The organism is Mycolicibacterium insubricum, assembly GCF_010731615.1.
In the GTDB taxonomy this organism is placed as follows: Bacteria; Actinomycetota; Actinomycetes; order Mycobacteriales; family Mycobacteriaceae; genus Mycobacterium; species Mycobacterium insubricum.
Map to the genome: position 1 here is coordinate 1,900,912 of NZ_AP022618.1, position 14,069 is coordinate 1,914,980.

At 69.3% G+C, this 14,069-nt stretch carries 14 protein-coding genes and 1 other RNA gene; 8 read left to right on the forward strand and 7 right to left on the reverse strand.

The window, feature by feature from the left end:
- Nucleotides 1-4: 4 nt before the first annotated feature.
- The 5 genes from G6N16_RS09080 to hisN all read right to left on the reverse strand — a co-directional run bounded on the left by G6N16_RS09080 (nucleotide 5) and on the right by hisN (nucleotide 6,133).
- Complete coding sequence (locus G6N16_RS09080) at nucleotides 5-1,183, reverse strand: alpha/beta hydrolase (protein WP_083029447.1); 1,179 nt, start codon at nucleotides 1,181-1,183, stop codon at nucleotides 5-7.
- Nucleotides 1,180-2,292: a homogentisate 1,2-dioxygenase gene (locus G6N16_RS09085; RefSeq protein WP_083029448.1), complete on the reverse strand. Its 1,113-nt coding sequence runs from the start codon at nucleotides 2,290-2,292 to the stop codon at nucleotides 1,180-1,182. The genes G6N16_RS09080 and G6N16_RS09085 overlap by 4 nt, the downstream gene beginning before the upstream one ends.
- Before the next feature lie 169 nt (nucleotides 2,293-2,461).
- Nucleotides 2,462-3,676, reverse strand: coding sequence for an acyl-CoA dehydrogenase family protein (locus G6N16_RS09090; RefSeq protein ID WP_083029449.1), 1,215 nt, complete (start codon nucleotides 3,674-3,676; stop codon nucleotides 2,462-2,464).
- A gap of 33 nt (nucleotides 3,677-3,709) precedes the next feature.
- On the reverse strand, nucleotides 3,710-5,083 hold the full coding sequence (locus G6N16_RS09095) for an acyl-CoA dehydrogenase family protein (RefSeq protein WP_083029450.1): 1,374 nt from the start codon (nucleotides 5,081-5,083) through the stop codon (nucleotides 3,710-3,712).
- 240 nt (nucleotides 5,084-5,323) lie between these two features.
- On the reverse strand, nucleotides 5,324-6,133 hold the full coding sequence (gene hisN, locus G6N16_RS09100) for a histidinol-phosphatase (protein WP_083029451.1): 810 nt from the start codon (nucleotides 6,131-6,133) through the stop codon (nucleotides 5,324-5,326).
- A 23-nt stretch (nucleotides 6,134-6,156) separates the two neighbouring features.
- Here hisN and G6N16_RS09105 point away from each other — a divergent pair, with 23 nt between their 5' ends.
- Nucleotides 6,157-6,516: a hypothetical protein gene (locus G6N16_RS09105; protein ID WP_083029452.1), complete on the forward strand. Its 360-nt coding sequence runs from the start codon at nucleotides 6,157-6,159 to the stop codon at nucleotides 6,514-6,516.
- A 12-nt stretch (nucleotides 6,517-6,528) separates the two neighbouring features.
- Here the strand turns inward: G6N16_RS09105 and G6N16_RS09110 are convergent, their stop codons facing one another.
- Complete coding sequence (locus G6N16_RS09110; protein WP_083029453.1) at nucleotides 6,529-7,911, reverse strand: FAD-dependent oxidoreductase; 1,383 nt, start codon at nucleotides 7,909-7,911, stop codon at nucleotides 6,529-6,531.
- A 118-nt stretch (nucleotides 7,912-8,029) separates the two neighbouring features.
- Here G6N16_RS09110 and prfB point away from each other — a divergent pair, with 118 nt between their 5' ends.
- Genes prfB through smpB form a run of 6 tightly spaced genes read left to right on the forward strand, consistent with a single transcriptional unit; the run spans nucleotide 8,030 to nucleotide 12,722 of the window.
- Nucleotides 8,030-9,142: a peptide chain release factor 2 gene (gene prfB, locus G6N16_RS09115; protein ID WP_083029454.1), complete on the forward strand. Its 1,113-nt coding sequence runs from the start codon at nucleotides 8,030-8,032 to the stop codon at nucleotides 9,140-9,142.
- Nucleotides 9,135-10,112, forward strand: coding sequence for a mechanosensitive ion channel family protein (locus G6N16_RS09120; protein WP_083029455.1), 978 nt, complete (start codon nucleotides 9,135-9,137; stop codon nucleotides 10,110-10,112). The genes prfB and G6N16_RS09120 overlap by 8 nt, the downstream gene beginning before the upstream one ends.
- Nucleotides 10,109-10,573, forward strand: coding sequence for an Rv3103c family proline-rich protein (locus G6N16_RS09125; RefSeq protein WP_083029456.1), 465 nt, complete (start codon nucleotides 10,109-10,111; stop codon nucleotides 10,571-10,573). The genes G6N16_RS09120 and G6N16_RS09125 overlap by 4 nt, the downstream gene beginning before the upstream one ends.
- Before the next feature lie 47 nt (nucleotides 10,574-10,620).
- A complete protein-coding gene (ftsE, locus tag G6N16_RS09130; protein WP_083029457.1) occupies nucleotides 10,621-11,310 on the forward strand; it encodes a cell division ATP-binding protein FtsE in 690 nt (229 codons plus the stop codon).
- On the forward strand, nucleotides 11,311-12,198 hold the full coding sequence (ftsX, locus tag G6N16_RS09135; RefSeq protein ID WP_083029458.1) for a permease-like cell division protein FtsX: 888 nt from the start codon (nucleotides 11,311-11,313) through the stop codon (nucleotides 12,196-12,198). It abuts the gene before it with no gap.
- A 20-nt stretch (nucleotides 12,199-12,218) separates the two neighbouring features.
- Nucleotides 12,219-12,722, forward strand: coding sequence for an SsrA-binding protein SmpB (gene smpB, locus G6N16_RS09140; protein WP_110810739.1), 504 nt, complete (start codon nucleotides 12,219-12,221; stop codon nucleotides 12,720-12,722).
- On the opposite strand, the gene G6N16_RS09145 is transcribed toward smpB, so the two are convergent.
- The gene (locus G6N16_RS09145) at nucleotides 12,719-13,513 is read right to left on the reverse strand and encodes an LLM class flavin-dependent oxidoreductase (RefSeq protein WP_083029552.1); all 795 of its coding nucleotides are present in this window, start codon (nucleotides 13,511-13,513) and stop codon (nucleotides 12,719-12,721) included. The two genes, smpB and G6N16_RS09145, sit on opposite strands and share 4 nt — an antisense overlap.
- A 169-nt stretch (nucleotides 13,514-13,682) precedes the next feature.
- Between G6N16_RS09145 and ssrA the strand changes: the two genes are divergently transcribed.
- Nucleotides 13,683-14,051, forward strand: a transfer-messenger RNA (tmRNA) gene (gene ssrA / locus G6N16_RS09150).
- Nucleotides 14,052-14,069 lie beyond the last annotated feature (18 nt).

The window sequence follows — 14,069 nt, forward strand, 5'->3', positions numbered from 1 at the left end:
GACATCATCGGCCAAACCCCTGCCGGGACAGCCAGTCCGTGCAGATCGCCACCGCCCGGCCCAGGGCGTCGCGCTGCTGCGGCCCGGAGTAGTAATGGTTGGCGCCGTCGATCTCGTGCAGCTCCTTGTCCGGGCAGCCGATCGCGTCGAACAGCCGGTAGGTGTGGCTGGGGGTGCAGGCGTCGTCGGCGCGGTTGCCGATGACCAGTGTGGGCACCGCGATGTCCGGGCCGGCGGCCACCGCGTCGGCGTTGGCGTCGTCGTAGCTCCACTGGGACAGCCAGCTGCGCAGCGAGCAGTACCGGGCCAGCCCGATGGGGGAGTTGTTCACCACCTGCGGGTCGCCGAGATAGCAGGTGCCCGGTGCGCGGTCGTTGGGGTCCACGGTCGGGTCCAGCCAGCGGGGATCGGCCATGGTGCCGTGCACGACGAAGCAAAACTCGTCGTCGGGCCGGCCGGCGGCGCGCAGTTCGGCGAGTTTGTCCTTGACCCAGGCGGTGATTCGCCGGTTGCGGGCGATTTGGGCGCCCCGGTAGCGGTCCAGGAACTCCGCGGAATACGGCGGCTGGTTGGGGTTGTGCGGGTCGTACAGGTCGAGTTCGGGGTCCCGGCGCGACGGGTCGGACTCGTCGAGGATGGACGCGTCGAGCCATTCGGTGAGCGTGCCGTGGCGGCTGATGTGGGCGGCCAGCAGCATCAGCCCGTCGGCCGGGATGAGGTCCAGTTTCGTCAGGTCCGGCCCGTCGCCGGACGGGGCGGCGGTCACCGTCGGGTGCTGGGCCTGCTGCTGGTAGAACACCGACAGCGAACCCCCGCCGCTCCAGCCGGCCAGCACCACCGTCGAATAGCCGAGCCGGTCGCGGGCGTCTTTGATGCACTCGCCGAGGTCCTGCACCACCTTCTCCATCAGCAGCGAGGTGTCGGTGCCCCGGAAGCGACTGTTGCAGTAGATGACGTGGTGACCGGCGCGGGCCAGCGCGTTGATCATCGGCAGGTATGCGCCGCCGCCGATCGGGTGCATGAACACCAGCACCGTGCCCGACGGGTTGTCACGGGGCTGCAGCAGGTGGCTCTCCAGCACGACCAGCTCGGCGACCCCGCCGTAGACGTCGCGCACCCCCGAATCATTCTGGTAGGCAATGAGATAGGGGATCCGGTCGTAGTCGTGGCGCGGTGTGCTCACCGGTGCTGGCCCAGGTCGTGGGCGAGCGCCGCGGGGGAGGGCTGCAGGCGGCGGCGGGTGTCGATGGCGATCACCGACCAGTCGACCCGGTCGTACTCGTCGAACTTGCGCCGGGCCCGCTCGCGGGCCTTCTCCGGTGCGCCGTGGTGCACACCCTGTGGGGCGTGGCTGATCAGGCCGGGCGGCATCGGGACGCCGAACAGCGATCCGCCGTGGAAGAACGCGATCTCGTCGTAGTCGACGTTGCGGTGATACCAGGGAATCCGCTCGGTTCCCGGTGCGCTCTCGGCCGGCCGGGGCAGGAAGTTCATCACGTACACCCCGGTGGCCTGCATGAACAAATGCACGGTGGGCACCAGGTGCACGCGTTCGGAGCCGACGACGTTGTAATCGGCGATGTTGAAAGTGAACGGGAAGTTGTCGCCCTGCCAGCCCACGACGTCGAGCGGATGGTGTTGGTAGTACAGGGATGTCGACCGGGTACCGGCGACCTCACGGTGCATCAGCCGGACCCGGTAGCCGTCCGCGGGGACATCGCCGTCGTCGTGGGCCTTCGGCTCGGGGATGACCACCCGGGTCGGGTCGAACGGGAAGTGCCGACCCAGCGGGCCCGGTGGCGGCACCCGGAACTCATCGGTGGCCGAGATCATCAGCCACGTGGTCTCGGTGTCGGGCAGCTGGCGCCAGGTGCACGCCTTGGGCAGGTAGATCCAGTCCCCGGGCCGGTAGTCCAGCGACCCGAACTCGGTTTCCAGCCGGCCGCTGCCGGTGTGGGTGAAGCACAGCAGGTCACCGTCGATGTAGCGGACGTGAAACGGCATCGCCGCCGCGCGCCGGGACAGCAGCACCTCGCAGTCGTCGTTCGAATACAGCAGCAGCGGGGCGCCGGCCGGGTCGGTGGAGTCCTCCGGTGTCAGCGCCGAGGCCACCACGTCGGTGGGTCGCAGCGGCCCGTCGGACCGGAACGCCGTCGGGTCGTTGCGTCGGTACAGGGTGGCGGTGCGCCCGACGAATCCGTTGCGGCCCAGCTCGTCGTCCTTGAGCCCGCCGAGGTCGGCGTGCATGCGTTCGGGCGTCTGCCCCTTGCGGAGGTGGACGAACGATTCCATCGGCGCGCTCCTCGGCGGTCGGGGTCGGGTCAGAAGAGACCGGTATGACGCCAACATTGCACACCGCCCGGCGGCGAATGCCCGGTTTCGGAAATGCGACGAGCCCCGGAAACCACGAGCCCCCGAAACCGTGCGGCACGGTCTCGGGGGCTCGTCGCGGAGCGGGGTGTTACTTCAGCTCGGCCGAGGACAGTCCCAGCAGGCGCCGCGCCACCACCAGCTGCTGGATCTGCTGGGTGCCTTCGAAGATGTCCAGGATCTTCGAATCGCGGGCCCACTTCTCCAGCAGGCTCTCCTGGGAGTAGCCCACGGTGCCGGCCAGTTCGACGGCCTTGAGCGTGATGTCGCTGCCGACGCGGGCGGCCTTGGCCTTGCACATCGACGCTTCCTTGGAGTTCGGCTTCTTGTTGTCGGCCATCCAGGCGGCCTGCAGCGTCAGCAGCCAGCCGGCCTCCCAGTCGGCCTCCATCCGGATGAACTCCGCGGCCGCCGCGCTCTGGGAGTGCGCGGGCTTGTCGTAGGAGATCTCGACGCCGGCCTCGGTGAGGATCCGGCGCAGTTCCTCCAGCGCGGCCCGGCCCACGCCGACGGCCATCGCGGCCACCATCGGCCGGGTGTTGTCGAAGGTCTCCATGACCCCGCCGAAACCCTTGTCGACGTTGATCTCCGGGCTGCCCAGCAGGTTCTCCTTGGGGATCCGGGCGTTGTCGAAGCGGATCACCGCGGTGTCGGAGGCCTTGATGCCGAGCTTGTGCTCCAGGCGCTCGACGATGACGCCGGGGGTGTCCCGCGGGACGACGAAGGACTTGATGGCCGCGCGGCCCTTAGACTTGTCCAGCGTCGCCCACACCACGATGTGGCCGGCCCGGGATCCCGCGGTGACGAAGATCTTCTCCCCGTTGATCACGTATTCGTCGCCGTCGAGGGTGGCCGTGGTGGTCACCGCCGCCGAGTCGGAGCCGAAGCTGGGCTCGGTGATCGCCATCGAGGCCCACAGGTTCTTGCCGAACCGCTCCAGCTGCTCCTCGTTGGCCACCGAGGAGATGGCCGCGTTGCCCAGGCCCTGGCGCGGCACGCTGAGCAGCAGTGCCACATCGCCCCAGGACACCTCGACGGCGTTCAGCAGCGCGGACATGTTGGCGCCGTTGACGTTCGTCTTGTCACCGGTGTCGGCACCGTGGAACGCGCCGGCGCCGGCCATCGAGATGGTGTTGGCCTCGGAGATGCCGTCGAACAGATCCGCCAGGGTGTCGAGCTCGACGGGGTAGGCGTGCTCGGACAGGTCGTACTTGCGGGATATCGGGCGGAACATCGCGACGGCGCCCTGGTGGCCCTTCTCGGCGACGGCCTTGAGCTTCTTGGGAAGTTCCAGATTGATTGCCATGTCAGGTTTTTCCTTGTCTTTGTCTCGGCCGGCCTACAGGACCACGACACCCTCGGCGACGCCGACACCGCGCAGATCGCGGTACCAGCGCTCGACCGGGTGCTCCTTGGTGTAGCCGTGGCCGCCCAGCAGCTGCACACCGTCGTTGCCGATCTGCATGCCGCGGTCGGTGGCCAGCTTGCGGGCCAGCGCCGCCTCGCGGGCGAACGGCATGCCCTGCTCGGCGCGCGACGCGCCGCGCCAGACCACCAGCCGCAGCCCGTCGAGCTCGATGGCGATGTTGGCGCACATGAACGCGACGGCCTGGCGGCGGGCGATCGGCTCGCCGAACGCCTCGCGCTCCTTGACGTAGGGGATGACGTAGTCGAGCACGGCGTGGCTGGTGCCGACGGCCAGCGCCGCCCAGCCCAGGCGCGACAGCGCGATGGCGTCGGTGTAATCCGAATCGCTCGCCTCGTCCTCGCCGAGCCGGTTGCCCAGCGGGACGGTGACGCCGTTGAGCTCGACCTGGCCCAGTGCGGCGGCCCGCAGGCCCATGCTCGGGTCGGCCTTGACGGTCAGTCCCGGGGAGTCGGACTCGACGATGAACATCGCCGGCTTGCCGCCCAGCTGCGCGGCGATGATGAACACCTCGGCCTGCGCGGCCGCGGGCACCAGCGACTTCACGCCGTCGAGCCGGTAGCCGCTCGGGGTGCGCACGGCGGTGGTCTTCAGCACGGTCGGGTCGAACAGGGCGCGCGGTTCGGTGATCGCCAGGCAGGCCTGCGGAACGTGTTCGCCGGCGAAGGCGCCCAGGTAGGTGGCCTGCTGATCGGCGCTGCCCCAGTTGGTCAGCGCCGAGGCGACGCCGCCGGGGGCCAGGATCGGCAGGGCCAGGCCCATGTCGCCGTAGGCCAGCGCCTCGGCGACGAGTGCGTTGGTGATGGTCGAGCGGGCCGCGGCGATGCCGTCGAAGTCCTCGGGCACGTTGATCGCGGTGACGCCCAGCTCGGCGGCCTTGCCGATCAGGTCGGCGGGGTAGGCGGCGGCCTCGTCGGCGTCGTGGGCGGCCGGGCGCAGGATCTCCGCGGAGAACTCCCGGACGGTGTCGACGATCATCTGCTGGTCTTCGTCCGGCGTCAGGTCGAAGTAGTCCGAGCCGCTGGCCTTGAGCCGGGTCGGGCTCTTGCCGGCGCCCTTGACCTTGTTGAACTGGCGCGTTGCCGCACCGGCGGTGGAGAAGGCGGTCTTGACGCCGTAGCGCAGGCCGCGGTTGAGCGGGTCGCGCAGGCCGTATTTGTCCAGGAATTCCTGGCCGACCAGCGGCGTGACGATGGCCAGGCCGACGTCGACCATCGAGCGCTTGTGGCGCTGCAGGCCGACGGCGCTTTCGTGGCCGGACTTCTTGGTGGATGGGATTTTGCTCATGGGTTCAGCAACCTCGGAATCGGTCGGGGTACCAGATGCCGCCTACCGTATCTTACTCAAAAGTAAGATCGCTGCTTTGTTACCGAACTCACACGTTCTGACGACTCAAAGTCGCGCGGTTCAATGCGGGCGGTTCCGGCTTCCCCTCGGCTCCGCCGGCACTCGCTGCGCTCGCGTCAACTCCGCCTCGATGGTCGGTTCCGGTCAGCGCCGGCTCCGCAAGCTCCGCCGGCTCGGCCTTCACCTCCGCCGAGCCTCGCCGAACCGCCCGAGCACCGCCTCGTGCAGCAGACCGTTACTGGCCACCGCGCTGCCGCCGTGCGGTCCCGGGGTCCCGTCGAGCGCGGTGAACGTGCCCCCGGCCTCGCGGACCAGGACGTCCAGCGGCGCCAGGTCCCACAGCGCCACCTCCGGCTCGGCCGCGATGTCCACCGCACCCTCGGCGACCAGGCAGTACGACCAGAAGTCGCCGTAGGCGCGCACCCGCCACACCTCGTCGGTCAACGCCACGAAGTCCTCCCGCAGGCCGCGGTCGGCCCAGCCCGACAGCGACGAGAACGACAGGCTGGCAACGCCCAGGTCGCCGACCGCCGAGACCCGGATCGGCCGGGTCTGGCCGCCGGCCGAGGTGAACGCGCCCAAACCCGTTCCGGCCCACCAGCGTCGGCCCAGCGCCGGCGCGCTGACCACCCCGACCACCGGGACCCCGTGGTGCAGCATGGCGATTAGCGACGCCCACACCGGAACGCCGCGGACGAAGTTCTTGGTGCCGTCGATCGGGTCGATGACCCATTGGCGGCCGTGCCCGGGCTCGCCGCCGAACTCCTCGCCGAACACCGCGTCACCGGGACGCCGCGCCGCGAGCAGTTCGCGCATCAGCGCCTCGGCGTCGCGGTCGGCATCGGTCACCGGGGTCAGGTCCGGCTTGGTCTCCACCCGCAGATCCAGGGCGCCGAAACGGGCCCGGGTCACGTCGTCGGCGCGGTCGGCCAGCTCCAGGGCCAAGGCGAGATCTTCGGCGAGGTCGAGGTTGGCGATGGCAGCGTCCATGAGTGCAGTCCTACCATTGCCCCATGTTCGAAGTGTTGTTTGTGTTGCTGCTGCTCGGTGCCCTGGTCCTGCTGCTCGGTCCCCGATTCTTCAAGCGCGGCCCGCGCAACGCCGAGGACACCGGCCACGGACAGTTGCTGATCACCGGCCTGAGCCCCCGGCCCGACGGGGTGACCGGAGAGCAGTACGTCACCATCAGCGGTGTCATCAAGGGCGACACCGTCGGCGAACACCCGGTGTACCAGCGGATGGCCGTAGACGTCGACGCCTGGCCCAGCATCGGCGAGGTGCACGACGTGACCTACTCGATCAAGAACCCGGACAACTGGCGGTTCGCCGCACCGCCGGTCGACTACCCGGACGACCCGCCGCTCCCGCATTGAAACCATGACCGGTCACCCGTGGGCGACGGCCAGCAGGTCCTCGATCCGGGTCAGCTTCACCCGCGGGCGCCCGGTGGGCTCACCCGCGCCGCGCTCGTGGGCGTCGATGAGCTCCCAGTGTGCGCTGGTTACCAGCGCCGGCTGGCGCTGTGCGAGCCAGGACGCCAGTTCGGCGTCACGGTCGGCGGCCGAACCACCCGCGTCGGCGGCGGCGAGATCGGCCAGCACCAGATCGGCCACCTCACCGGAATCGCGCTTGTTGTGCCCGATCACCCCCGACGGGCCGCGCTTGATCCAGCCCACGACGTACTCGTTGCGACTGCCGGTCACCCGGCCGTCGAGGTTGGGGATGATCCCCGCGCGCTCGTCGAACGGCAGGCCCGGGACCGGCCGGCCGCGGTAGCCGACCGCCCGCACCACCAGCTGGGCGGCCAGGTCCTCGCGCTCACCGGTGTCGCGGGCGGCCACCCGCCCGTCGGCGCCGGCCACCAGCTCGTTGCGGCCCAGCACGATGGACTCCACCCGGTTCGCGCCGCGGATCTCGATGGGCGAGGTGGCGAACCGGAACACGATGCGCCGGGCCCGCCCTGCCGGCGGCGTCTCGGCGATGTGGCGCAACACGTCGATGTTGAGTTTGACGGTGTGCCCGGCCGCGGCGGCATCCTCGTCGGAGATGGCGGCCAGGTCGGCGGGGTCGACGATCACGTCGACGTCGCGCATCGAGGTCAGCTCGGCCAGCTCGCGCAGCTCGAGGGTGGTGAAGGCGGCCTGCAGCGGCCCGCGCCGGCCCACGATCACCACCTCGGTCACCCCGCGGCCGGCCAGCGCCGCCAGCGCGTGGTCGGCGATGTCGGTGCGGGCCAGCTCGTCGCGGTCGGAGACCAGGATGCGGGCGACGTCGATGGCGACGTTGCCGTTGCCGATCACCACCGCGCGGCTCCCGGCCAGATCGGGATCGAGCTCGCGGAAATGCGGGTGCGCGTTGTACCAGCCGACGAAATCCACCGCGGCCAGGCTGCCCGGCAGATCCTCACCGGGAATGCCCAGCGGCCGGTCGGCCTGGGCGCCGATGGCGTAGACCACCGCGTCGTAACGCTGCGCCAGCTCCTCGGCGGACACCTGCGCCCCGTCGGCGCGCTCCCCGACGGTGATATTGCCGAAGTACCGGAACCGCGGGTTGGCGGCGGTCTTCTCGAATTGCTTGGCGATCGACTTGATCTTCGGGTGATCCGGTGCCACACCCGAGCGGACCAGACCCCACGGAGTCGGCAGCATCTCCAGCATGTCGACGTGCACGTCGAACTCGTCGGAGGTCTTGGCCGCCTGCAGCAGCGCCGCCGCCGCGAAGAAACCGGAAGGCCCGGAACCGACAATGGCGACGTGATAGGCGCGCATGGGCTCCCTTTCCGCGCGGGTGGGGCTGGCACCCGCGCCTACCCCCGACTGTAACGCCAGGGCCCTTTCGGCCAACGAGTGATCGGCCAGGTTGTGGCCGCCGGTAACCTGGACAGCCGTGGACCCCGACCTCGCGCTCGAAATTGCCGCCCTCGACACCACATTGACCACGGTGGAGCGGGTGCTCGACGTCGACGCCCTGCGGGCGAACATCACCACCCTGGAAGCCCAGGCCTCGGACCCGAACCTGTGGGACGACCAGGCCCACGCCCAGCAGGTGACCTCGGCGCTGTCGCACGCCCAGGGCGAGCTGCGCCGCGTCGAGGAACTCCGCGGCCGGCTCGACGACCTGCCGGTGCTGTTCGAACTGGCCGCCGAGGAATCCGGCGCCGACGCCGAGAACGCGCGCGCCGAGGCGGCCGCCGAGTTGGCGTCGCTGCGCGAGGACATCGAGGCGATGGAAGTCCGCACCCTGCTGTCGGGGGAGTACGACTCGCGCGAGGCCGTCGTCACCATCCGCTCCGGCGCCGGCGGCGTGGACGCCGCGGACTGGGCCGAGATGCTGATGCGGATGTACATCCGCTGGGCTGAGCAGCACAAGTACCCGGTCGAGGTGTTCGACACGTCCTACGCCGAGGAGGCGGGAATCAAGAGCGCGACGTTCGCCGTGCACGCGCCGTACGCCTACGGCACGCTGTCGGTGGAACAGGGAACCCACCGGCTGGTGCGGATCAGCCCGTTCGACAACCAGAGCCGCCGCCAGACCTCCTTCGCCGACGTCGAGGTGCTGCCGGTGGTGGAGACCACCGACCACATCGAGATCCCCGAGGGCGACCTGCGCGTCGACGTGTACCGGTCCTCGGGCCCGGGCGGACAGTCGGTCAACACCACCGACTCGGCGGTCCGGCTCACGCACATCCCCACCGGCATCGTGGTGACCTGCCAGAACGAGAAATCGCAGCTGCAGAACAAGGTGTCGGCGATGCGGGTGCTGCAGGCCAAGCTGCTGGAACGCAAACGTCAGGAGGAGCGCGCCGAGCTGGACGCGCTCAAGGGCGACGGCGGCAGCTCCTGGGGCAACCAGATGCGCTCCTACGTGCTGCACCCGTACCAGATGGTCAAGGACCTGCGCACCGAATACGAGGTGGGCAACCCGAGCGTGGTCCTCGACGGCGATATCGACGGATTCCTGGAGGCCGGCATCCGCTGGCGCAACCGCAAAGATGACTGACCTGCACGCACTGACCGGGCACGCGGTCGATTTCAAGGCGTCCTGGCACGGGTTCTGGACCGGCCAGATCGGCGTCTGGATCCTGACCAACGGGCTGCGAATCGTCATGCTGGTGCTGGGCGCGATGCTGGCGGCCCGGCTGATCAACTGGACCGCCGGGTGGATCAGCCGCCGCATCGACGCCGGGTTCCGGGAAAGCGATGCGCTGGTCCGGTCGGAGCGCACCAAACACCGTCAGGCCGTCGCCTCGGTGATCTCCTGGTGTTCCATCGCGCTGCTGTGCGTGCTGGTCTTCATGAAGCTGACCGACATCCTGTCGATCCCGGTCAGCTCGCTGGTGGCGCCGGCGGCCGTGCTCGGCGCGGCGCTGGGCTTCGGGGCGCAGCGCATCGTGCAGGACCTGCTGGCCGGCTTCTTCATCATCACCGAGAAGCAGTATGGCTTCGGTGATCTGGTGCAGCTGTCGGTGCAGGGCTCCAACGTCGACGCGCTGGGCACCGTGGAGGACGTCACCCTGCGGATCACCAAACTGCGCACCGCCGACGGCGAGATGTCCACCGTGCCCAACGGTCAGATCGTCAAATCGCTGAACCTGTCCAAGGATTGGGCCCGCGCCGTCGTCGACGTGCCGGTGCCCACCTCGGTGGACCTCAACACCGTCAACGACGTGCTGCGCCAGGTGTGCGACGAGGCCGTCGACGATCCCCAGCTCAAGGACCTGCTGCTGGACAAGCCGCAGCTGATGGGAGTGGAGAGCATCCACATCGACAACGTCAACGTGCGGTTGGTCGCGCGGACCCTGCCCGGCCGGCAGTTCGAGGTCGGCCGGCGTCTGCGAGTGCTGATCGTGGCGAAGCTGGCCGGCGCCGGTATCGCGACGGCGGGGGAACCCCCGACCGTCGGCGCGATCGTGCACCCGGCCACCGAGGTCGGCGCCGAGAGCGCCCAGGGCCCGGAGGTGTCGTCGTGACTCCGACAACGCGCCGCAACGCCGACAAGCAGTGGCCCGACTACCTGCTGTGGGGCCGGGTGCGCACCTCGACGGCGGTGCTGCTCGGGGCGTTCCTGCTGACCTGGTGGACCTATGACACCTACCGTCCGCAGCCCCCGGAGCCCGCGCCGGCGCAGCAGGCTCCGCCGGGAATGGTTCCGGCCTGGATCCCCAAGACCCAGGTCTACCAGCCTCAGCCCTACTCTCCGGAGCCGACGACCACCACGACGAGCCCCACCGAGACGCCGGAGCCGACGACCACCGAAACCACCGAGACCAGCCCGACCACGACGGACGTCAACCCGTTCCCCTGGCTGCAACCGCCGGCCACCACGACGGCGTCGGACACCCCCGGCGCGCCGACCCCGACTACCTCGGGGACCCCGAGTCCGCCGGTCGCACCGACCCCGACGACCACACCGCCACCGGCGCGGCCGTAGCGCCTGGCCCGGTTCGCCGGTCCGGCCGTCTAAACTGGCGTTCCGTGATGATCACCCTCGACCATGTGACCAAGCAGTACAAGAGGTCGACGCGTCCAGCGCTGGACGACGTCAGCCTCAAGATCGACAAGGGTGAGTTCGTCTTCCTGATCGGGCCGTCCGGCTCGGGCAAGTCCAGTTTCATGCGGCTGCTGCTGGCCGAGGAGCGGCCCAACCGCGGCGACATCCAGGTGTCGAAGTTCCACGTCAACAAGCTGCACGGCCGGCACATCTCGGCGCTGCGGCAGGTCGTCGGCTGCGTGTTCCAGGATTTCCGGCTGCTGCAGCAGAAGACGGTGACCGAGAACGTCGCCTTCGCGCTGGAGGTGATCGGCAAGAAGCCCGACACCATCAACCGGGTGGTGCCCGAGGTGCTGGAGATGGTCGGACTGTCCGGCAAGGCCGACCGGCTGCCCAGCGAGCTCTCCGGTGGTGAGCAGCAGCGGGTGGCGATCGCCCGGGCGTTCGTCAACCGGCCGCTGGTGCTGCTGGCCGACGAGCCGACCGGCAACCTCGACCCGGAGACCAGCAAGGACATCATGGATCTGCTGGAGCGGATCAACCGCACCGGCACCACGGTGGTGATGGCCACCCACGACCACCACATCGTCGACGCCATGCGGCAGCGGGTGGTGGAACTCTCGCTCGGCAAGCTGGTGCGTGATGAGCAGAGCGGCGTCTACGGAATGGATCGTTAAGTGCGTTTCGGGTTTCTAGTCAACGAGGTCCTGACGGGCCTGCGCCGCAACATCACGATGACCATCGCGATGATCCTGACGACGGCGATCTCCCTCGGCCTGTTCGGCGCCGGTCTGCTGATCGTCCGGCTGGCCGACCACACCCGCGAGATGTACCTGGACCGGGTGTCCTCCCAGGTGTTCTTGACCCCGGAGCTCAGCGCCAGCGACCCCGGCTGCGACGGGGACGTGTGCAAGGCCATCCGGGAGGCCATCCACGCGCGTCCGGAGTTCAAGGGCGAGGTGTTCGTCGACAGCAAGGAGGCCGGTGCGGAGGCGCTCAAGCGCAACCCGCAGTTCAAGGGCCTGGCCAGCGAGACGGTGTTCCCGTCGTCGTTCCGGGTCAAGCTGGCCGATCCGACCAAGCACAAGGACTTCGACGAGGCGATGGCCGCCCAGAACGGCGTCGCGCGGGTGATGAACGAGCTGACGCTGCTGGACCGGCTGTTCTCGGTGCTGGGCGCCATCTCCAGTGTCGCCTTCGTGATCGCGCTGGTGCAGGCCGTCGGCGCGGTGCTGCTGATCGCCAACATGGTGCAGGTCGCCGCCTACACCCGGCGCACCGAGATCGGCATCATGCGGTTGGTAGGCGCCAGCCGCTGGTACACCCAACTGCCGTTCCTGCTGGAGGCGGTGCTGGCGGCCACCGTCGGTGTCATCCTGGCGATCATCGGCCTGATCGTGGTGCGGGCGGCGTTCCTGGACCGGGTGCTCAACCAGTTCTCCAGCCTGTTCGCCCGGGTCGACTACCTCGACGTCCTCTATATCTCGCCGATCCTGCTGGCCGTCGGTGCGTCGATGGCGGCGCTGACGGCGTATGTGACGCTGCGCCTGTACGTGCGAAGGTAGCGGTGGTCAAGAGCAAGGAACTGCGCAAGGCCGCGGCCGCCAAGGCCGGCGACCGCAGCGGTGGACGGCGGGTGGTGGCCACCAACCGCAAGGCCCGCCACGACTACACCGTGCTGGACATCTACGAGGCCGGGGTGGTGCTGCAGGGCACCGAGGTGAAGGCGTTGCGGGAGGGTCAGGCGTCGCTGGCGGACGCGTTCGCCACCGTCGACGACGGCGAGATCTGGCTGCGCAACCTGCACATCCCCGAGTACCACCTGGGCACCTGGACCAACCACGCGCCGCGGCGCAACCGGAAACTGCTGCTGCACCGCAAGCAGATCGACGCGCTGACCGGAAAGATCCGCGACGGCAACCTGACCCTGGTGCCGCTGTCGCTGTACTTCTCCGACGGCCGGGTGAAGGTCGAGCTGGCGCTGGCCCGCGGCAAGCAGGCGCACGATAAACGGCAGACGCTGGCCAAGCGGGATTCGGAGCGTGAGATCTCCCGCGAGATGGGCCGCCGGGCCAAGGGCAAGCTCTAAATTCGCGCGCCCAGCCAGCGCCGCGCCAGGTCGGCCACCCAGGATTCGGCGGCGATCGGGTCGGCCGGCGGGGTGGTGATCAGCACCTGCTGGTCCACCCCGATGTCCGCCAGCCGGGTGGCGTCGTCGGGCTCGGGATCGCGCAGCGACACCACCAGGCGCAGGTCACCGAACTCCCGGCCGGCCTTGCGGCACATCCGGCGCAGCGTCGAGGTGCACCGGGCGGCCTCCTCGACATCGCCGAGAGCGAAGCCGTACCAGCCGTCACCGCAGGTCACCACCCGGCGCAGGTCGCGGTCGTCGACACCGCCGAACAGCACCGGGGCACGTCGCCGGGGCGGATGCATCCGCAGGCCCGCGTTTCCCGCCGCCGTTGCTGCGTCCCACAGCTCCCGCATCGCGTCGGCGTAGTTGCCGGCCCGGAAGTTCCGCCGGTCGTCGGTGGCCTCGGGCCCGGCCCCCTGGATCTCCAGGCCGAGCAGCAGACGGCCCCCGGAGAGCCGGTTGAGCGAGTCGGCCTGCTTGGCGACGACGGCCGGGTTGCGTTCGGGCAGCGGCTGGATTGCGGTGGCCAGCTCGATGGTGTTGGTGGCCGCCGCGGCGAAGCTCAGCGCGACGAACGGGTCCAGCCAGGTGATATCGGCGGCATCGAGGGCCACCCCGGTGGCCTGGGGGCCGTCGCCGGCCCACAGGGTGGCGAATCCGGTGCGCTCGGCGGCCGCAGCGACGGCGTCGATCACCGTGCGCTCGGCGCCGGCGCCGACGCCGAGTGCATGCAGTCCGAACTCCACGCCGCTGAGCATGGCAGCCGAACCCGCTGGTCCCGGCGTCGATCCGATTTCAGTATGGCAACGGACAACGGTGGATTAAATCGATTGTCCGCGGTGTTACTACCAGCGCTATGATGAAGGGCCCCGCCGAACCTCGGTGGGGGACGTGCACGAAGTACTAGCAGGACAAGGGGCTGAACGGTTTCGACTTCGCGCATCGAATCAAGGGAAGCGTGCCGGTGCAGGCAAGAGACCACCGTAAGCGTCGATGCAACCAATTAAGCGCCGATTCTCATCAGCGCGACTACGCCCTCGCTGCCTAAGCGACTGCGTGTCTGTCAGACCGGGAACGCCCTCGGCCCGGACCCTGGCATCAGCTAGAGGGACCCACCCACGGGTTCGGTCGCGGAACCCATGGGGACATCAAACAGCGACTGGGATCGTCATCACGGCTTGTTCACAGGACCGGGAGATCCGAGTAGAGGCAAGGTGAACTGCGCACGGAGAAGTCTTGAGGGAATGCCGTAGGACCCGGGTTCAATTCCCGGCAGCTCCACCGATAGAACACAGACAACTT

Excerpts from the sequence above, each read along its gene's own strand:
- G6N16_RS09095 (WP_083029450.1), bottom strand. The coding sequence starts at position 5,083 with ATGAGCAAAATCCCATCCACCAAGAAGTCCGGCCACGAAAGCGCCGTC.
- G6N16_RS09105 (WP_083029452.1), top strand. The coding sequence starts at position 6,157 with ATGTTCGAAGTGTTGTTTGTGTTGCTGCTGCTCGGTGCCCTGGTCCTG.
- G6N16_RS09085 (WP_083029448.1), bottom strand. The coding sequence starts at position 2,292 with ATGGAATCGTTCGTCCACCTCCGCAAGGGGCAGACGCCCGAACGCATG.
- hisN (WP_083029451.1), bottom strand. The coding sequence starts at position 6,133 with ATGGACGCTGCCATCGCCAACCTCGACCTCGCCGAAGATCTCGCCTTG.
- G6N16_RS09120 (WP_083029455.1), top strand. The coding sequence starts at position 9,135 with ATGACTGACCTGCACGCACTGACCGGGCACGCGGTCGATTTCAAGGCG.
- G6N16_RS09090 (WP_083029449.1), bottom strand. The coding sequence starts at position 3,676 with ATGGCAATCAATCTGGAACTTCCCAAGAAGCTCAAGGCCGTCGCCGAG.
- ftsE (WP_083029457.1), top strand. The coding sequence starts at position 10,621 with ATGATCACCCTCGACCATGTGACCAAGCAGTACAAGAGGTCGACGCGT.
- G6N16_RS09110 (WP_083029453.1), bottom strand. The coding sequence starts at position 7,911 with ATGCGCGCCTATCACGTCGCCATTGTCGGTTCCGGGCCTTCCGGTTTC.